The organism is Borborobacter xinjiangensis (genome assembly GCF_047739745.1).
Lineage (GTDB): Bacteria > Pseudomonadota > Alphaproteobacteria > Rhizobiales > Rhizobiaceae > Pseudaminobacter.
Window position 1 is genome coordinate 263329 of the sequence record NZ_JBLLVA010000003.1, and the last position, 17447, is coordinate 280775.

General features: G+C 61.8%; 17 protein-coding genes and 1 tRNA gene. 9 read left to right on the forward strand and 9 right to left on the reverse strand.

What is annotated here, in order from left to right:
• Window positions 1-144: 144 nt before the first annotated feature.
• Both ACLKMW_RS05755 and ACLKMW_RS05760 read right to left on the reverse strand, forming a co-directional pair.
• Window positions 145-1692: an ABC transporter ATP-binding protein gene (locus ACLKMW_RS05755; protein ID WP_415723432.1), complete on the reverse strand. Its 1548-nt coding sequence runs from the start codon at window positions 1690-1692 to the stop codon at window positions 145-147.
• A 186-nt stretch (window positions 1693-1878) separates the two neighbouring features.
• Complete coding sequence (locus ACLKMW_RS05760; protein ID WP_415723433.1) at window positions 1879-2916, reverse strand: BMP family protein; 1038 nt, start codon at window positions 2914-2916, stop codon at window positions 1879-1881.
• Between the two features lie 207 nt (window positions 2917-3123).
• Between ACLKMW_RS05760 and ACLKMW_RS05765 the strand changes: the two genes are divergently transcribed.
• Window positions 3124-4029 (forward strand): EamA family transporter, encoded by a 906-nt coding sequence (locus ACLKMW_RS05765; RefSeq protein ID WP_415723434.1) that lies wholly within the window; start codon window positions 3124-3126, stop codon window positions 4027-4029.
• Here ACLKMW_RS05765 and phhA read toward each other — a convergent pair whose 3' ends face one another.
• Window positions 4030-4863 (reverse strand): phenylalanine 4-monooxygenase, encoded by an 834-nt coding sequence (gene phhA / locus ACLKMW_RS05770; RefSeq protein ID WP_415723435.1) that lies wholly within the window; start codon window positions 4861-4863, stop codon window positions 4030-4032. It abuts the gene before it with no gap.
• Window positions 4864-4983: 120 nt separating this feature from the next.
• On the opposite strand from phhA, the gene ACLKMW_RS05775 reads away from it, so the two are divergent.
• Window positions 4984-5460, forward strand: a complete 477-nt coding sequence (locus ACLKMW_RS05775) for an Lrp/AsnC family transcriptional regulator (protein ID WP_415723436.1) — start codon at window positions 4984-4986, stop codon at window positions 5458-5460.
• Here the strand turns inward: ACLKMW_RS05775 and argB are convergent, their stop codons facing one another.
• Complete coding sequence (gene argB / locus ACLKMW_RS05780) at window positions 5461-6360, reverse strand: acetylglutamate kinase (RefSeq protein WP_415723437.1); 900 nt, start codon at window positions 6358-6360, stop codon at window positions 5461-5463.
• Between the two features lie 158 nt (window positions 6361-6518).
• Here argB and msrB point away from each other — a divergent pair, with 158 nt between their 5' ends.
• On the forward strand, window positions 6519-7019 hold the full coding sequence (gene msrB / locus ACLKMW_RS05785) for a peptide-methionine (R)-S-oxide reductase MsrB (protein ID WP_415723438.1): 501 nt from the start codon (window positions 6519-6521) through the stop codon (window positions 7017-7019).
• A 32-nt stretch (window positions 7020-7051) separates the two neighbouring features.
• Here the strand turns inward: msrB and yihA are convergent, their stop codons facing one another.
• The 4 genes from yihA to rpmH all read right to left on the reverse strand — a co-directional run bounded on the left by yihA (window position 7052) and on the right by rpmH (window position 10314).
• The gene (yihA, locus tag ACLKMW_RS05790; RefSeq protein WP_415723615.1) at window positions 7052-7687 is read right to left on the reverse strand and encodes a ribosome biogenesis GTP-binding protein YihA/YsxC; all 636 of its coding nucleotides are present in this window, start codon (window positions 7685-7687) and stop codon (window positions 7052-7054) included.
• A gap of 298 nt (window positions 7688-7985) precedes the next feature.
• Window positions 7986-9800: a membrane protein insertase YidC gene (yidC, locus tag ACLKMW_RS05795; protein ID WP_415723440.1), complete on the reverse strand. Its 1815-nt coding sequence runs from the start codon at window positions 9798-9800 to the stop codon at window positions 7986-7988.
• A 9-nt stretch (window positions 9801-9809) separates the two neighbouring features.
• Entirely contained in the window at window positions 9810-10163 is a 354-nt protein-coding gene (gene rnpA, locus ACLKMW_RS05800; RefSeq protein WP_415723441.1) for a ribonuclease P protein component, read from the reverse strand.
• A 16-nt stretch (window positions 10164-10179) separates the two neighbouring features.
• Window positions 10180-10314, reverse strand: coding sequence for a 50S ribosomal protein L34 (gene rpmH, locus ACLKMW_RS05805; protein ID WP_072602205.1), 135 nt, complete (start codon window positions 10312-10314; stop codon window positions 10180-10182).
• Between the two features lie 389 nt (window positions 10315-10703).
• Between rpmH and ACLKMW_RS05810 the strand changes: the two genes are divergently transcribed.
• The 4 genes from ACLKMW_RS05810 (at window position 10704) to ACLKMW_RS05825 (ending at window position 14789) form a co-directional block, all read left to right on the forward strand.
• Complete coding sequence (locus ACLKMW_RS05810; protein WP_415723616.1) at window positions 10704-11447, forward strand: TVP38/TMEM64 family protein; 744 nt, start codon at window positions 10704-10706, stop codon at window positions 11445-11447.
• A gap of 51 nt (window positions 11448-11498) precedes the next feature.
• A complete protein-coding gene (locus tag ACLKMW_RS05815; RefSeq protein ID WP_415723442.1) occupies window positions 11499-12926 on the forward strand; it encodes a dihydrolipoyl dehydrogenase family protein in 1428 nt (475 codons plus the stop codon).
• Between the two features lie 79 nt (window positions 12927-13005).
• Complete coding sequence (locus tag ACLKMW_RS05820) at window positions 13006-14499, forward strand: ATP-binding protein (RefSeq protein ID WP_415723443.1); 1494 nt, start codon at window positions 13006-13008, stop codon at window positions 14497-14499.
• A gap of 213 nt (window positions 14500-14712) precedes the next feature.
• A tRNA-Arg gene (locus ACLKMW_RS05825) sits at window positions 14713-14789 on the forward strand.
• A gap of 434 nt (window positions 14790-15223) precedes the next feature.
• Here the strand turns inward: ACLKMW_RS05825 and ACLKMW_RS05830 are convergent.
• A complete protein-coding gene (locus ACLKMW_RS05830; protein WP_415723444.1) occupies window positions 15224-16093 on the reverse strand; it encodes an ATP-dependent DNA ligase in 870 nt (289 codons plus the stop codon).
• A 570-nt stretch (window positions 16094-16663) separates the two neighbouring features.
• On the opposite strand from ACLKMW_RS05830, the gene ACLKMW_RS05835 reads away from it, so the two are divergent.
• A complete protein-coding gene (locus ACLKMW_RS05835; protein ID WP_415723445.1) occupies window positions 16664-16936 on the forward strand; it encodes a hypothetical protein in 273 nt (90 codons plus the stop codon).
• Between the two features lie 111 nt (window positions 16937-17047).
• Window positions 17048-17443 (forward strand): hypothetical protein, encoded by a 396-nt coding sequence (locus ACLKMW_RS05840; protein WP_415723446.1) that lies wholly within the window; start codon window positions 17048-17050, stop codon window positions 17441-17443.
• Window positions 17444-17447: the final 4 nt, after the last annotated feature.

The following is a 17447-nucleotide window of genomic DNA, read 5'->3' on the forward strand; positions in this document are numbered from 1 at the left end:
TCCCCCTCACTCGGCCTCCGCTTCGCTCGGCCGACCTCTCCCCGAAGGGAGAGGAGATTTGAGACGTTGCCGCTTTCCTCTTCTCCCCAGCGGGGAGAAGGTGGCGCGGAGCGCCGGATGAGGGGGAAAATTTCCTTTCCATCATCACGCCACCTCCTCGCCATGGCCAGCCATCAGTTCGCCGAGTTCGCGGATGGTGCGCTCGCCGCGCTTCGAGGGCGAGGAAAGCCGGCCCTTCGACATCACCAGAATGCGGTCGGACAGCGCCAATATTTCTTCGAGGTCTTCCGATATCAGCAGGATGGCGGCGCCACGATCACGGGCCTCAAGCAGGCGGCGATGGACGAAGGCGACCGCGCCGACATCGAGCCCGCGCGTCGGCTGATTGGCAAGGATGATCGAGGGCTCGGCATCGAGCGCACGGCCAAGAATGAGCTTTTGCATGTTGCCGCCGGAAAGCAGCCGGATGCGGGCCTCGGGCGACGGACATTTCACATCGTAGTCGCGGATGATGCCTGCGGCGAAGTTCCGGGCCGCACGCCAGTCGAGAAACCCGTAGCGGCTGAAGCGGGGCGTACCGTAGCGTTCGGAAATCACGTTTTCGGTCACGCTCATATCGCCGATGGTGCCGACCGCATGGCGATCCTCCGGAATGCGGGCGATGCCGTGGCCAAGAGCAGCACGCGGCGACCAATCGGCCACCTTTGCGCCGCTGACGGTCATCTCGCCCGAAGCCGGCTTCATCGTGCCGGCGATCAGCGCAGCGAGTGTCGCCTGTCCGTTGCCGGAAACGCCGGCAAGCCCGGTGATCTCGCCACCTCGCAACGCAAGCGAGACATCGTCGAGGCGCGCGGAGGAGCCCTGCCCCGCCGTCGAGACGTTCTTCAACTCGAGCACAACCGCGCCGGTCTTGGCCTCACGGACGGTCGGGCTGGCAATGTCCTGGCCGACCATCAGCGCCGCAAGCTCGGAGCGGCTGCTGCCTGCGGTGACGCGTTCGCCGACCAGCCTGCCCGCGCGCAGCACCAGTACTCGGTCGCTGACCGCCATGACCTCGTGCAGCTTGTGCGAGATGAAGATGATCGACAAGCCCTGGCCGACCAAGAGCTTCAGGGTGCGAAACAGCGCATCCGTCTCAGCCGGCGTCAGCACCGCGGTCGGCTCATCGAGGATGAGGATGCTGGCGTCGCGGTAGAGCGCCTTCAGGATCTCGACACGCTGGCGCTCGCCGACGGACAATGACGAGACCATCGCGTCCGGTTCGAGCGCGAGGCCGAAATCTGCCGAAAGCCGGGCGATGCGCTGGCGCGCGGCCGCACGATCAAGCCTGAGCCTCCATGCGCTCTGCGTGCCGAGCGCGATGTTTTCGAGCACCGTCATGTTCTCGGCCAGCGTGAAATGCTGGTGCACCATGCCGACTCCGGCATCGAGTGCCGCACGCGGATCGCCCGGCGCGAGCGGTCTCCCCTTCACCTCGACGCTGCCTTCGTCGGCAACGTAGTGGCCGAACAGAATGTTCATCAAGGTGGTCTTGCCGGCTCCGTTCTCGCCGAGCAGGGCGATGACCTCGCCCCGCTTCAACTCGAAGGAAATCGCGTCATTGGCCACCAGCGGCCCGAACCGCTTGGTGATGCCGGTCAGGCGAAGGACGGGCGCGGCGCCGGCGTCAGAGGTTTTGGCTGTGCTCGTCAATAGTAGGCCAGATCGAAAGGCTTCGTGTGTTGCTGAAACAGCAGTCGGGGCGTGCCTTCTCCCCGTTCACGGGGAGAAGATGCCGGCAGGCAGATGAGGGGCAGTATAGGCGTTAAAGGCTGGCGCCGCCCCTATCCGGCCGTCGGAGCCATCTTCTCCCCGTAAGCGGGAAGAAGAGAGCTGTCATCAATTCGACTTCGGCTCGGAATCGTTGATCTCGACGGTGAAAGATCCGTCCTTGATCGCCTTTTCCTTCTCGGCAACCTTGGCCATCACCTCGGCCGGCACCTTGCCCTCGAAGGTGCCGAGCGGCGCAAGCGAGCAGCCACCGTTCTTCATGAAGGAATAGACGCCATAATCCTCGGCCTTGAAGGTACCGGCCTTCACCTCGGTAACCGCTTTTTCAAGTGTCGGCTCGAAATGCCAGAGCGCCGAGGCGACTACGGTCTCAGGATAGTCCGCCTGCGTGTCAATGACGTTCCCGACGGCAAGTATGCCCCGCTCCTTGGCGGCATCCGATACGCCGAAACGCTCCGCATAAAGCAGGTCGGCGCCGCCATCGATCTGGGCGAAAGCCGTTTCCTTTGCCTTGGGCGGATCGAACCAGGAGCCGATGAAAGCGACCTGGAACTTGGTGTCGGGCGCGATTTCCTTCACGCCCGCCATGAAGGCGTGCATCAGCCGGTTGACCTCCGGAATCGGGTATCCGCCGACCATGCCGATATTCTTCGACTTGGTCATGGCGCCCGCAATGATGCCGGTGAGATAGGAGGCATCCTGGATGTAGTTGTCGAAGGGCGAGAAGTTGGGCACCGCGTCGTCCGGCTTGAAGCTCGAGCCCATCAGGAAAGCGACGTCCGGATAGTCGCGCGCCACCGCGCGGGCGGCTTCCTCGACGCCGAACACTTCGCCGACAATCAGCTTGTGACCTGCCTCGCAATATTCGCGCATGACGCGCTCATAGTCGTTGTTTGAGGTGTTTTCCGAAAAGACATATTCGATATCGCCACGTTCCTTGGCCGCGTTAGCCGCCTTGTGGATACGGCTCACCCACTGCTGCTCCACCGGTACGGTGTAAACGGCCGCTACCTTGAGCGGATCGGCGGCGAACAGATGCGTGGGCAGACCCGCTGCAGTCGCCAAGGCCGCACCCGCGCCAGCCGCCTTCAGCACCGTGCGGCGCGATATACCGGAAAATTCCACCGAATTCCTGTTTTTGGACATCGTCAACCACCTCCGGCTGTCGGGTCCGGACCCCACGTCCACCCCGTTTTTTATCATCCGGTCAACGCTAGTCGAATTTCAGAAAAGCGGCAATCGGCCGGCAGGTGTATCCACCATACATATGAGCCGCCGCGCTGTTTCCGGCAGCCGGAATCGATTAAAGGTCTGGTCCCCACCCTTGGCAAGGCGCGGTCTGCAAGAATTCCGATGGAGCTTTGGATCCCGATCACCATCGCCGCTGCATTTCTGCAAAATTTGCGGTCGGCGTTCCAAAAGCACCTGAAAAGCGTGATGGGCACGACAGGCGCGACCTTCGTGCGCTTCGGCTTCGGATTTCCGTTCGCGCTGCTGTTTGTCGGCGGCCTTCATTTCATTACCGCCTACCCGCTGCCGGCGCCGAACACGGCTTTCGCCGCCTGGGCCATGTTGGGCGCAATCGGCCAGATCGCCGCGACGTTCCTGCTCATCCACCTGTTTTCATTCCGCAATTTCGCCGTTGGCACCGCCTATTCGCGCACCGAGCCGGCACAAGCGGCAATATTCGGGCTGATGTTCCTCGGCGAACGCGTGACGGCGGGCGTGGTAACGGCGATCATCGTCAGCGTGTTCGGGGTTATGCTGATCTCCGTCGCTCACATGCATTTGAGCTGGCGCACCATGCTGTCTTCGCTCGTCAGCCGCAACGCGCTGATCGGGCTCACGTCCGGCACCTGTTTCGGTGTCTCGGCGGTCGCCTATCGCGCCGCCTCACTGGCCTTGGGCGGACCGAACTTCATGATGCAGGCAGCGTTCACGCTTGCCTTCGTCATCGTTTTCCAGACCGTCATCATGCTGGGCTGGATGCTGTGGAAGGACCGGGGCGAAATACTGCGCATCGCGAAAGCCTGGAAGCCCGCGCTCCTTACGGGGCTTTTCGGAGCATCGGCCTCCTTCGGATGGTTCATGGCGATGACGCTGCATCAGGCGGCGATCGTCAAATCGCTGGCGCAGATAGAAATGCTGTTCACCTTCGCGTCGTCAGTCTTCTTTTTCCGAGAGAAGATCAACCGGCTGGAGATCGCCGGTTGCCTGCTCATCGTCGGAGGAATCCTGATCCTGCTTGCCGCCGGGTGATCACACGCTCGCCGGATCGAGAGGCGGTTCGTCCTTGCGGCGCGCGATGATGCCCTTGAGATCGCCATGCCTGAACGCATCGCGCAATGCGTCGAAGGAAGGCAGCACGAAATAGACGCGCTGGAACTTGTCGATCTCATAAGTGGTGCGCATAACCGTCTCCAGTTCGAAGGGGGCGTGATGCGCGTCCGGGCTTTCCACGGCAAACTGCAATTCGCTGAAGGACGACATCAACCCCGCGCCGAACGCCTTGAGCGGCTGGCCCGGTTCCTGCATCAGGCTGTACTCGGCCGTGTACCAATAGAGCCGCGAGATCATGTCGTGGCCGCCGAGCTCGATCAGGCCCGCGGCCCTTTCGCCATATTGCTGCATGAAGTCCGCGAAGGAGGGTTGGGTCAGCGCCGGCACATGGCCGAAGAAATCGTGGAACATGTCCGGTTCGACGATGTAATCCAATTCCTCGCGCTTGCGCAGCCAGTTGGTGACCGGGAAACGGCGATGCGTGAGGTGCACGAAAAACGCGTCGGCCGGGATCAGTCCCGGCACCGCCACGAGGGTCCAGCCGGTGAGCTTGCTCAACTTGCCGCTCACCTCGTCGAAATCGGGGATGCGATCGAGCAGCCCAAGCGTCTCGACCCCGTCGAGATATGATCGATGGGCCAACCGCCGCGTCAGTTCGGTCTGACGGTCGCACAGAATGCGCCACACCTCCTGCTCGGCATCGCTGTAGGCATAGTTCTGTTCGACGGTGAAATCGGCGCGGCAGACCGAATAGTCGCCACGCAGTCCTTGAGCCGCACATTCACGGGCATAGGCTTCGACGCTGATATTCATGGCCAATCCTCCACGGACCCGGAGGATAACGCGGGTTCCGAGGCGGTTTTCGCCTGAACCGTCGATTTTCGCGGAAAATCAAGGTATGTTTCACACCAAAACTCGGATTTGGGAGTGAAAATGCCTCAATTCGACGAATTCGAGATCAGGATGCTTGATATCCTGCAGCGGGATGGCCGCAAGCCGGTATCGGAATTGGCGCAGGAGATCGGCCTGTCGACCACGCCATGCGCGCGCCGTTTCGACGCACTGCGGCAGGCCGGTGTCGTAAAGGGCTTCGGGGCGGTGATCGGCCGGCGGGCAGTCGGACTGATGGTCGAAGTCTTCATTCAGGTGCGGCTGGTGAGCCACAGCGATGAATCGCCGGAGCGCTTCATCGCCGCCGTGCAGCGCATGGACGAGGTATCGGCCTGCTGGACGATGACCGGCGACCACGACTTCCTGCTGCATGTGATGGTACCGACGGTCGATGATCTCAACGACTTCGTCATGCATCGGCTGATGCGGCTTCCAGGCGTGCGCGACGTGCACACGCAACTGGTGCTGCAGAACATCAAGGGGCCGGGGCACGTGCCGCTCGGCCACCTTAGAAGATGATCAGGGAACGATCAGCGTTCCTGCGCCATGTTCGGTGAACAATTCGAGCAGCACCGAATGCGGCGTCTTGCCGTTCAGGATGACGACACCCTCGACGCCACGCTCGATCGCCTCGATGCAAGTCTCGACCTTCGGGATCATGCCGCCGGAAATCGTGCCGTCCTTGATCAGCGCCTTTGCCTCGGCGACCGTCAGCTCGTCGATAAGCTTCTTGTTCTTGTCGAGCACGCCCGGCACATCTGTGAGGAACAGAAGCCGCGAGGCGTTGAGGGCGCCTGCAATGGCGCCGGCGAAGGTGTCGGCATTGATGTTGTAGGTATGGCCGTCGCGGCCGGGCGCGACCGGGGCGATCACCGGGATCATCTCGGAGCGCGCAAGCAGGTCGAGCAGGGTGCGATCAACCTCGACCGGCTCGCCGACGAAGCCGAGATCGAGCACGCGCTCGATGTTGGAATCCGGATCGATCATAATCTTGCGGGCCTTTTCGGCAAACACCATGTTGCCATCCTTGCCGCAGAGGCCAATCGCCCATTCGCCCTCGGCGTTGATGAGGGCGACGATCTCCTTGTTGATCGAGCCCGCCAGCACCATCTCGACGATCTCGACCGTCTTGCGGTCGGTGACGCGCAAACCGCCTTCGAATTTCGATTCGATGCCCATCTTGGTGAGCATGGCGCCGATCTGCGGGCCGCCCCCGTGCACGACGATGGGATTGACGCCGGACTGCTTGAGCAAGGCGACATCGCGGGCGAATGCCTGTCCGAGCGCCGCGTCGCCCATGGCGTGCCCGCCATATTTCACCACGACGGTCTTGTTTTCGTAACGCTGCATATAAGGCAGTGCCGCCGAAAGCAGGTGCGCCTGTTCCGCCGCCGTGGCTGCAATGTCGGTAGATGTCATCGGTGGCTCCCATCGAATGGAATCGGCGGTGTCTTAGCGGCAAAGGCGCTGCCGGGCAATTGGCCGCTTGTGGGGAGCGTCTTTTTCATCGCCTCAATCGGAGTTGATTGGCCTGTGATGCGCGGCTGGGCTTACCGTCAAGCCATGAGGAGAAGCCAATGACTCGCCGTGACTTCCTGCTTGGCGGCACCGCCGCCGTCGCCCTTGCTTCCGGCGCCACCGCGCTGTGGCGCATGGGCAAGCCTGCCGCCGCCGTGGCCGCACCCTTCGAGATCAGCAAGACCGACGAGGAGTGGCGGGCGCTGCTGACGCCCGAGCAATTCGCCGTATTGCGCCAGGAGGACACCGAGCCTGCCGGATCGAGCCCGCTCAACAATGAAAAGCGCAAAGGCATTTTCCATTGCGCCGGCTGCGACCTTGCCGCCTATTCGTCGGAGGCGAAGTACGAGTCCGAGACCGGCTGGCCAAGCTTCTGGCAATCGCTGCCCGACGCAATCGGCACCAAGGAAGACAACACGCTGTTCATGACGCGCACCGAGGTGCATTGCCGCCGCTGCGGCGGGCATTTTGGCCATATCTTCGATGACGGGCCACCGCCCACCGGCAAGCGCCACTGCCTGAACGGCCTGGCGTTGACCTTCAAGCCGGCAACCGCTTAGAGCCTTTCAGGGTTATCCGAAAACTGTACTGTTCAGCCGCCGCTGACGGCGAGCGCGATGGCGTCGCGCAATTCCTCCATGCCGTCGCCCTTTTCCGAAGAGGTGGCAATGACCGCTGGAAAGGCGGCCGGGCGCTTGCGGATCTTGTCCAGTGTTTCGGCAATCAGCCGCGGCACGCCGGCCGATTTGATCTTGTCGGTCTTGGTCAGCACGATTTGGTAGGAAACGGCGGCCTTGTCGAGAAGGCTCAGCACTTCTTCGTCGTTCTTCTTGATGCCGTGGCGGGAATCGATCAGCACATAGACGCGCTTCAGCGTCACGCGGCCCTTAAGGTAGTCGAAGACGAGCTTCGTCCACTGGTCGACCTGGTCCTTCGGCGCCTTGGCGTAGCCATATCCGGGCATGTCGACCAGCGCCATCGGCGGCAGGTCCGCCCCCTCGCCCGAATAGCCGTCGGGCACGAAATAGTTGAGCTCCTGGGTGCGGCCGGGGGTATTCGACGTGCGAGCCAGCCCCTTGTGCCCAACCAGAGCGTTGATCAGCGACGACTTGCCGACATTGGAGCGGCCGGCAAAGGCGATCTCGGGCGGCCCTTCCGGCGGCAGGAACTTCATTGCGGGCACGCCGCGGATGAATATCCACGGCGTGGCGAACAGGCTGCCGGCCATCGGAGTCACGGTTCTGGTCGGGTTCTGTTCGGTCACTCTGCCTGCTCCAGTTAGGAAATGTCGGCGCCGGGTATCGCATCAAGATTGCGCGTCACCTTGTCAACCGGCCAGTTCCACCATGCAATCGCAAGAACCGTAGCGTGACCACGCTGCGCGCCGCGACAGGAAGGCTGGCAATGGACAAATGAAATGCGATCCGCTCTCGGTGGGTCGGCAGCCGATGAGGCGGAGCCAGGGCCGTCCATAGCCGAAAACAAAAGGCCCCGGACAAGCGGGGCCTTAAAAGAATTCGCGCTCGCTACTCCGCCGGCTTGGGTTTTCGCTTGAACATGCCGACGAGATTGTCCCACAGCTCGATCTTGACGCCCTGGCGCTTCATGATGACCCCCTGCTGGAGAATCGAAAGCGTGTTGTTCCATGCCCAGTAGATGACGAGACCCGCCGGAAACGATGCCAGCATGAAGGTGAAGATGATCGGCATCCAGGTGAAGATCATCGCCTGGGTGGGATCGGGCGGCGTCGGGTTCATCCGCATCTGCAGGAACATGGTGATGCCCATGATGATCGGCCAGACGCCGATCATCAGGAAGGCGGGCACCGCGAAAGGCAGCAGGCCGAACAGGTTGAAGATCGAAGTCGGATCGGGTGCGGCGAGGTCCTGAATCCAGCCGAAGAAGGGCGCGTGCCGCATTTCGATGGTGATGTAGAGCACCTTGTAAAGCGCGAAGAACACCGGGATCTGGATCAGAACCGGCCAGCAGCCGGCAAGCGGATTGATCTTCTCCGTCTTGTACAGCTCCATCATCGCCTGCTGCTGCTTCATCTTGTCGTCCGCGTATTTCTCGCGGATTTCCATCATCTTCGGCTGGACCTTCTTCATGTTCGCCATGGAGGCATAGGACTTGTTGGCGAGCGGGAAGAAGACAGCCTTGACCAGAACGGTGGTGGCGATGATGGCCAGGCCGAAATTGCCGAGCAGCTTGTAGAGCCAGTCGATCAGCCAGAACATCGGCTTGGTGATGAAGTAGAACCAGCCCCAGTCGATCAACAGCTCGAACTGGCGAATATTGTGCTGCGTCTCATAGGCGTCGACCTTGGCGACTTCCTTGGCCCCGGCAAAGACCAGGGTCTCCAGCGTCGCCGACTGACCGGCATCGACGGTGATCGCATCGGTCATGAAGTCGGACTGGTAGCGCGGGCGGCCTTCGCCGAAATAGTTGAAGCGCGGCTGGAAGGCCTGCTTGGTCGAAGGCACGAGGGCGACGGCCCAGTATTTGTCGGTTATGCCGAGCCACCCGTCATTCGACTTGCCCGGCACGATCTGCTTATCGTCCTCGATCGTCGAATATGTGATCTCGTTCAGTCCCTCCTCGCCGGTGACGCCGATCAGACCCTCATGCAGCACATAGATGCTGGCCGTAGTGGGCTTGTCGAAACGGATGACGCGCCCATAGTTGGAGAGCGTCACCGGTGCCTGGCCGGCATTCGTCACCGTATCGGAGATCGTAAACATATAGTCGGCGTCGACACCGATCGTGCGCTTGAAGGTCAGTCCCTTCTCGTTCGTGAAGGTGAGCGTCACGGGCGTCGTCGGCGTCAGCGTGACGCCAGGCTCCGCAGTCCAGATGGTATCCGGCCCAGGGACGGCGCCGGTCGCCTCATTGCCGACGAAACCGACTTCGGCATAGTAGCCGTTAGGCAGTGCCGAGGGATTGAGAAGATCGATATTGGGCGAGTTCTTCTCGACCGTCAGATGATATTCCTTCAGGAGAAGGTCATCGATGCGGGCGCCGACGAGATTGATCGAGCCGCCCAGGCTCGGCGTATCGATCTTCACGCGCTGGGAGGCGGCGAGCGCCTGCTCGCGGCTTGCCTGCGGCACGCCATCGGTGCCCGGAACGCCGGGGATCGCGCCGGGCGCGCCCTGTACCGCCGGAACATCAGCGCCACCCTGGCCCGGCTGCGCCTTCTGCTCGGCCTGGACCCGCTCGGCCTCGATGCGGGCCACCTCACGCTCGCGCTCGACGCGCGGGTTCATATAGAACACCTGCCACAATGTCAGGATCAGCACCGAAAGCGCGATGGTGATGAGGAAATTGCGGTTGTTTTCCATCGAAAGCCCTTATCGCGTCCCGCGGATTCGCCGTGAAAGTTCGGCAGCAAGCTGGCCGAAGGGAACCGTCAGAATGTCCTGGCGGCCGACGATCACATAGTCATTGCCTGGCGCCATGTCATCTGCGGCATGGATGCGGACCGCCTCCTTGAGGCGCCGCCTGATGCGATTGCGCACGACCGCATTGCCGACCTTGCTGGTTACGGTGAAACCCACTCGCGGCGCACCCTCGTCTTTCCGGTCGAGCGCTTCGACCAGAAAAAGCCGCCCCCGGCGTTTTTCGCCACGCCGGACCGCCAGAAACTCGGCTCTTTTGCGCAGCCTTGGCGGAGCCGGGCGTGCAGGCTTGCCGTCATCCGGCAAGGCCGTCCGTTCCCGCTCAGGCGGAGAGCCGCTTACGGCCACGGTTGCGGCGTGCGGCAATGACGTCGCGGCCGCCCTTGGTGGCCATGCGCGCGCGGAAGCCGTGCCGGCGCTTGCGGACGAGTTTGGATGGCTGGTAGGTACGCTTCATTTATTTTAATACCGCGGCGTGCGGCCCTTCTTGTGTCTGTCACACTGTAACAGGAGCTGGCTTTGCCGGGCTTTCCTGGGCGCAATGCAAAATGCGCCGGACGGATGGCCGCAAGCGTGTGCGGGCTTATAGAAAGAAGGCCCCGCGAAGTCAATCGCCGCATCGCGCTGAATATTCCTCGCACGAGCCCGTCACGAAGCGGTGATTTCGAAGCCGATGCCGCTCAACTGTCGGTTATGTGCGCATTCAATGCTTGCTTCGCGGTCTGTTGTGCCTCAACTGAAGGAACGGCGTATAGATCGAATACGATACGGATCGATCCTCGCCGCATTCGCCGCCAGAATCACGATGAAAGCGAAACTTTGGCAAAGCACGCCGCCAACGCCGAGATGACCGGACCGAAAGAAATCGACAGGCAAAGACCGCCGCTCAGGCGATTCTTGCCGCTCGGCGTGATCGTATCCGGCCTGGTGCTCGGCTATGCGCTGGGGCTGCACCACTATCTGTCACTCGACTATCTCGCCGACAGCAGGCTCGCGCTCAAATCCATCGTGGCCGCGCATCCTGTGGCTGCCCCTGCCGGCTTCATCGGGCTCTATGCGCTTGCGGTGGCTTTTTCGTTCCCTGCAGCCTCGGTGCTGACTGTCTTCTCGGGCTTTCTGTTCGGCTGGCTCGTTGGCGGCCTTATCGCGATCGTCGCAGCGACGATCGGGGCGACGGCGCTGTTCGTGGCCGCGCGCAGCGCATGCGGCGGCTATCTCAAGGCACGCGTCGGTCCCTTTGCCGCGAAGCTTTCGGAAGGCTTCGAGCGAGATGCTTTCAGCTATCTGCTGGTGCTGCGGATCGCGCCGTTCATTCCCTTCTTCATGGTCAATATCGCGCCGGCCTTCTTCAACGTTCGTGTCAAGACGTTCCTGGCCGCGACCCTGATCGGTATTCTGCCCGGCGGTTTCGCATATGCCTGGCTCGGCGCCGGGCTGGACAGCGTTCTGGTGGCCGCCGAAGCCACGGGCCAGGAGGCCAGCATCGGCGATTTGCTGACACCGGAAATCACGCTTGCCTTTGCAGCGCTTGCCCTTGTCGCCGCACTCGCCACCATCGTAAAGAGGACCTGGGCATCACGCATGCAGTGATCTGCCGCACCCTTCCCGGCTCCCAAATCCCTGGTCAATCGAAGGCCTGCAATGGTGAAGATCCTCGATCCGGACATCTGCGTCATCGGCGGCGGTTCGGGTGGATTGTCGATGGCCGCGGCTGCGGCCGCTTTCGGCGTTCGGGTCGTGCTGGTGGAGAAAGGCAAGCTTGGCGGCGACTGCCTGAACTATGGCTGTGTGCCCTCGAAGGCATTGATCGCCGCGGCCAGGCAAGCCCATGCGATGCGCGAGGGTGCGGCCTTCGGGGTGGCCGCAGTCGAACCGCAGGTCGATTTCCAGGCCGTCCACCGTCACATTCATGAGGTGATCGCTTCCATAGCGCCGAACGATTCGGCCGAGCGGTTCACCGCACTCGGCGTGCAGGTGATCAAGGCCGAAGGCCGCTTCAAGGACAGGCGCACGCTTATTGCCGGAGATGCGGAAATCCGTGCTCGGCGCTTCGTGGTCGCGACCGGCTCGTCGCCGCTGATACCGCCGATCCCCGGTCTCGACAAAGTCGCCTACCTGACGAACGAAACTATTTTCGACCTGAAGCGGCTTCCCGGCCACCTGATCGTCATCGGCGGCGGCGCAGTCGGCATGGAACTGGCGCAGGCTTATCGCCGTCTCGGCGCGCGGGTGACCGTCATCGAAGCGCAGTCGGTGCTCGGCAAGGAGGATTCGGAACTTGCCACCGTGGTGCTCGCGCAGATGCGGAAGGAAGGCGTCGGCATATTCGAGCATACCAGGGTCGCCGAGGTGGAACCGCGCGGCAAAACTGGCGTCCGCGCCCATATCGAGACCGAGGCCGGCACGCGAACCATCGACGGCACGCACCTTCTGGTCGCGGCCGGTCGCAGTGCCAATGTCGCTGGTCTCGAGCTCGACAAGGCGGGCATCGCTTACGATGGCAACGGACTGAAGGTCGGCAAGGCACTGCGCACCACCAACCGTCGCGTCTACGCCATCGGGGATGCGGCCGGCTCGCTGCAGTTCACCCATGCCGCGAATTATCATGCCGGGCTGGTGGTGCGGGCAATGCTGTTTCGGCTGCCGGCGCGGGAAAACAGACAGATCATTCCCCGGGTGACCTTCACCGATCCCGAACTTGCCCAGGTCGGCATCAGCGAGGATGAGGCACGCAAGCTGCGCCTGCCGATTCGCGTTCTGCGCTGGCCTTACGCCGAGAACGACCGCGCGCAGGCTGAACGCCGCACGCAGGGCCATATCAAGGTGGTCACCTCCCCCCGCGGCAGGATTCTTGGCGTTTCGATCGTCGGAGCCAATGCGGGGGAGATGATCAATATCTGGGCGCTGGCTCTGTCGAAAGACCTTAGGACAAGCGACATCGCCCGTTATGTCGCGCCTTACCCGACCATGGGCGAAATTGGCAAACGGGCGGCGATCACCTACTTTATACCGTCCACGCGCGGGAAGGCGGTTCGTCGTCTGATCCGTTTCCTGCGGCTTTTCGGTTAGGCGTCATTCCTTCGGATTGAACGCGGCAAAGCTCCAAGCTATCGTTGGGTGCGGCGACAGCATCGATGAGGCTGCTCCAATGGCTGAGAAATCGCTAGCCGACATCGCCGCCGGCTTCAGCCGGCAGACGGCGCGCTCCGTCCCCTTGTCGCGCGGCCTGTCGACCAAGCTTCTGGTCCTCACCATTCTCTTCGTGATGATTGCCGAGGTGTTGATCTTTCTGCCCTCGGTAGCCAACTTCCGCCTGCGCTGGCTGGAGGAAAGACTGGGCACGGCCGCGGCGGTGTCGATCCTCCTGCTGCAGGTCGATCCTTCCGATCTCTCGCGCGGCGTGCAGGACGACGTTCTGGCCTCGATCGGCGTCAAGGCGATCGCTGTGCGCGACGCAGGCGTCGCCCGCCTGCTGGTGGTAGCCAAGATGCCGCCGGAGGTGGATGAGCACGTCGATCTCGCCCACACCGGCCCGGCCGCCGCAATGGGCGAAGCCCTGATGACGCTGTTTGCCGGCGGTGACCGCATGTTGCGCGTTTTCGGGCCGGTGGGTGACAGTGACAAAGAGTTCGAGCTGATCATTCCCGACAAGAAGCTGCGTAACGCCATGCTGGTCTATTCGCGAAATGTGGCGCTGCTGTCGCTGATCATCTCCCTGTTCACGGCGACGCTGGTGTACTACGCGATCAACCGCATCATGATCCGCCCGATCCGCGCCATGACCCAATCTATGCTGGCTTTTTCGCAGGCGCCGGACGATCCTGGCCGCGTCATCCAACCCGAGGATCGCGGCGACGAAATCGGAGTCGCCGAGCGCGAACTCAGCGACATGCAGCAGCGCCTGCAAAAGACGCTCGGCGAGCAGAAGCGGCTGGCCGATCTTGGCCTGGCGGTCTCCAAGATCAACCACGATATGCGCAACATGCTGGCCTCCGCCCAGCTGATGTCCGATCGGCTGGGGACCGTGAAAGACCCGACCGTGCAGGCGCTCGCCCCAAGGCTGGTGCGGGCGCTCGACCGTGCTGTCTCCTATTCCAAGGGCGTGATGACCTATGGACGCACGCAGGAGGCTGCCCCTTCGCGCCGGCGGCTGCGATTGCGGCAGGTGATAGAGGAGTTGCGCGGTCTTCTCGGCATCGAGCCGGAGGGCGAAATCGAATTCGTCAACAATGTCGATCCCGGCTTCGAAATCGATGCCGATTCCGAGCAATTGCTGCGGGTTCTTACCAATCTGTGCCGCAATGCCGTGCAGGCGATGTCGGCCGAAAAGGAGAGCGCGGTCGTCAAGCGCCTGTCGATCTCGGCCGAGCGCAAGGGCGGCGTCAGCCGCATTCTCGTCGCCGATACCGGGCCTGGCCTGCCGCAGAAAGCCCGCGAAAACCTGTTTGCGGCGTTTCGAGGATCGGCGCGCAGCGGCGGCACCGGCCTCGGCCTCGCCATCGCCCATGAGCTCGTACGCGCCCATGGCGGCTCGCTCGATCTGGTCGAGAGCGTCGGCGGGCGCACCATCTTCGGCGTGACGATTCCGGATCAGCCGATCAGACTGGACGAAGCCCGAAACAGCCTTCGCCGCCCGGCTTGAACCGCGGGGCTGAGTTCGAGCTTTGAAAAGCCGGCGGCCAGTCGGCGAAAACGCGTTTGCCCCGACAAATTCGGCGAGCGAGACCACCGGATACAGCTCCACAAAAAGTTTGCTCAAGCCGGCTTGCTTTTCGTCCATTCAGTCGCTAGGTAGCACTCTCCTTCGCGGTCGATTGTTTTTTCGATCGGGCGGCCGTTTACGACGGTCGGTTGCGCGCCCGTAGCTCAGCTGGATAGAGCACCAGACTACGAATCTGGGGGTCAGAGGTTCGAATCCTTTCGGGCGCGCCATTCAAGCGTTGATTTCATTGGATAAATTCCGCCGACGAAATCTGACGTAGTTGGTATTTTGCAGTCATTTTGCAGAATCTGTTCCACCCATGTTCGCCCCGTCCACCTGGACATCAGCCAAACCTCGCCGATGCAGCAGGGCTTTCGGCTGGCATGTCGAACAGCACCCGAATTCGCCTTGAACCACAGCGCGGACAGCGCAGGCGCTCAGCCAGCCGGGCAATCGGGAAGTCCCTCCCGCGAGTGGCAACCAGCGTCATCATGTCCAAGGTCGCGTTGAAATTGCACTCACGCCGCCGCTTCATGCCGTCAGATGGACCGTGCGCGCACCACATGCGCACGTTCACCGAATGGCTGTAGGCGTCTCCGAGCGTCTCGATCTGCATGAGAACGAATTAGGAACATGGCGGGCTGGCGTCAAGGCGTAGTAGCTCCTACTCCTCTTCCTTCAAATCCTTCAGCGTAGCATGCCGCAGCCTCTCCTCGCCGCGGAGATGCCTGACACGGCCGACGAGACCCGGCTGCGTCCACTTCGCCAGCGGCTTCTTCACGCCACGAGGCGGCGCGCCTTTCTTCTCCTGAACGCGCCTCCACAGCCGCTCGCGCATATCCTGCTTGAGCGCCACGATCGCTGAGCCGACATAGCGGCGCTCAGGATCGCGCGTCACCATCAGCGCCAGCGGTGCGCTGCCAGGCTCGCGTAGGATGCCAGCGACCTCGTATTCGCTTTCTTCGTAGCACTTGATCTTGAGCCAGTTCTTCGTCGGGCCGCTTCGGTAGCGGCTGCTGGCCTTCTTGGACACAATGCCTTCAAGGCCCATGCCATCGACCGCCTGAAAGAAAGCTGGGCCATGCCCCTCGAAATGATGGCTGTACTGGATGCGATTATCTGCCGGCTGTACTAGCTTCCACAGCGCGGTGCGCCTTTCTAGCAGAGGTTTGCCGCGCATGTCCTCGCCGTCCATATGCAGGATATCGAAGGCGACGAACACCAGCCGGCTCGGCTGGGTGCGGATCGCCTCCGGCAGACTCGGGAAGTGCGATGCGCCCTTCTCATCGGTGACGATCATCTCACCGTCGATAATCGCTGAGGTGCAAGGCAAGGTCCGCGCCTCAAGCGCGATCGGCCAGAACTTCGAGGACCAGTCATAGCCATTGCGCGTGAAGACGCGAACGCCGGCCTCGTCTTTGACGATCTGGGCGCGGTAGCCGTCGTATTTGACTTCATGGATCCAGTCGTCACCGACCGGAACATCGTCCGATGGCGCCGGGATCATTGGTTCTACGAACTTCAAGGTGGACATGGCGCGAATCTAAGAAGCCGCCGCCGCGAATCACAGAGGAACGAGTCGGGAACATTTTCGCGGCGTGGTGATTGTGCGAGCCGGAAGACAACGGGTCGGCGGGAGGTCGAAAAACGCAAAAGGCTCGCCCCGGAATGACGCTAACGAGCAGTTGCGCCGCAGCAACAAACGCTCTTAATGGTTCGCGCTTACCTCCAAATAATCGTTAAAATTCTAATCACATAGCTGTTTATTAACAGGCATCAATAATGGCTGTTTTCGCTTGCTCTTTTCAAGCAAATCATCCTCAATATGAGCAGGGCTTGATAACCCGGTTTTAGTCGGCGCTTGAATAACGCTGACCTGTGTGCGGTTTGCTCGGTGGCAACGCACGTCCTGGCCTTTACGGCCGGGGGCGATGCGTATGTCCAGGCGAAAGCTAATCGGCCGGTCGCCGAACCGGTTATCAACCCCCGGCTCGGGCGGCGCCCTTTTTCCCGCACCCAATAAAAAGCATGGAAATTCAAACTGGGCGGTCGGGTGGAACGCCGAAATGCGAGGGACGAGTCAGTACAGAGGCAACAAGAGCGTATGGAAGACTTAACACTTTGGGCCGACACGGAAGACGTGGCGGAAAATGCGGCGGCAAGAAAGGGAGGGAAAGGAGACGATAACAAACTGGCGCCCAAGGTAGCGCAAAACCCAGCCTGCGAGCCAAGGCCAAAGCGCATCAGGTTCGAGCGCGCGACAGAGGCGCAACTGCTTGAGTGGGCGGAAGGCAACCTGGAACTCTGGCGCTTCGACATAATGGAAGACGGCGAGTGGAAAACCGAAGCCATGTGCGTGCGAGTGGAGGTTTATTAGGCGCACCGCGTATCGGCCATTAAGGCGACCGGTGCGGAGACGAGCCGGTCGCTTTGCATGTTGCTGTGCCGGGTCGTCTGCTGTAATCCTTCCTGCAACCAGGAGGGACGAATGGCCATAGGCATTGAGAAGCTACGACCGGAACTGCTTGAGAAATCGCCGGCAGAACTAGAGCGATTAGCCACTGAAATAGCGATGGCGCAAGCCGAGCTAGCCAGGCGCGCGGAGGTGGCCGCAAAGGAAGAACTTGCCGCAGAGGCTAACCGTCACGTTGATGCGGTGCTTGCAGGCGTGAAGTTCCTCCACGATAACGACTTACTAAATAAGCGGCTGGTCGATGCGCTAACGCTAGGTACTGGTGCGTTCGCACCATCCACGTTCCTCCGCAGCGTGACCGCAGAACAACTTGTGCCGCGTGCGGCAAGGCCGTCAGGCGAGAAGAAGCGGAGGCGCGTGCGGGATCCGAAAACAGGAGAGTTGGTGCCTAGTAAGGCGTCACAAAAATAAAAGG

Bases quoted from the DNA above. Each gene is read 5' to 3' on its own strand.
- ACLKMW_RS05830 (WP_415723444.1), bottom strand. From the start codon at position 16,093: ATGTCCACCTTGAAGTTCGTAGAACCAATGATCCCGGCGCCATCGGAC.
- phhA (WP_415723435.1), bottom strand. From the start codon at position 4,863: ATGAATATCAGCGTCGAAGCCTATGCCCGTGAATGTGCGGCTCAAGGA.
- ACLKMW_RS05835 (WP_415723445.1), top strand. From the start codon at position 16,664: ATGGAAGACTTAACACTTTGGGCCGACACGGAAGACGTGGCGGAAAAT.
- msrB (WP_415723438.1), top strand. From the start codon at position 6,519: ATGACTCGCCGTGACTTCCTGCTTGGCGGCACCGCCGCCGTCGCCCTT.
- rpmH (WP_072602205.1), bottom strand. From the start codon at position 10,314: ATGAAGCGTACCTACCAGCCATCCAAACTCGTCCGCAAGCGCCGGCAC.
- ACLKMW_RS05760 (WP_415723433.1), bottom strand. From the start codon at position 2,916: ATGTCCAAAAACAGGAATTCGGTGGAATTTTCCGGTATATCGCGCCGC.
- ACLKMW_RS05775 (WP_415723436.1), top strand. From the start codon at position 4,984: ATGCCTCAATTCGACGAATTCGAGATCAGGATGCTTGATATCCTGCAG.
- ACLKMW_RS05815 (WP_415723442.1), top strand. From the start codon at position 11,499: ATGGTGAAGATCCTCGATCCGGACATCTGCGTCATCGGCGGCGGTTCG.
- ACLKMW_RS05840 (WP_415723446.1), top strand. From the start codon at position 17,048: ATGGCCATAGGCATTGAGAAGCTACGACCGGAACTGCTTGAGAAATCG.
- yidC (WP_415723440.1), bottom strand. From the start codon at position 9,800: ATGGAAAACAACCGCAATTTCCTCATCACCATCGCGCTTTCGGTGCTG.
- ACLKMW_RS05765 (WP_415723434.1), top strand. From the start codon at position 3,124: ATGGAGCTTTGGATCCCGATCACCATCGCCGCTGCATTTCTGCAAAAT.
- ACLKMW_RS05810 (WP_415723616.1), top strand. From the start codon at position 10,704: ATGACCGGACCGAAAGAAATCGACAGGCAAAGACCGCCGCTCAGGCGA.
- argB (WP_415723437.1), bottom strand. From the start codon at position 6,360: ATGACATCTACCGACATTGCAGCCACGGCGGCGGAACAGGCGCACCTG.
- yihA (WP_415723615.1), bottom strand. From the start codon at position 7,687: ATGGCCGGCAGCCTGTTCGCCACGCCGTGGATATTCATCCGCGGCGTG.
- ACLKMW_RS05820 (WP_415723443.1), top strand. From the start codon at position 13,006: ATGGCTGAGAAATCGCTAGCCGACATCGCCGCCGGCTTCAGCCGGCAG.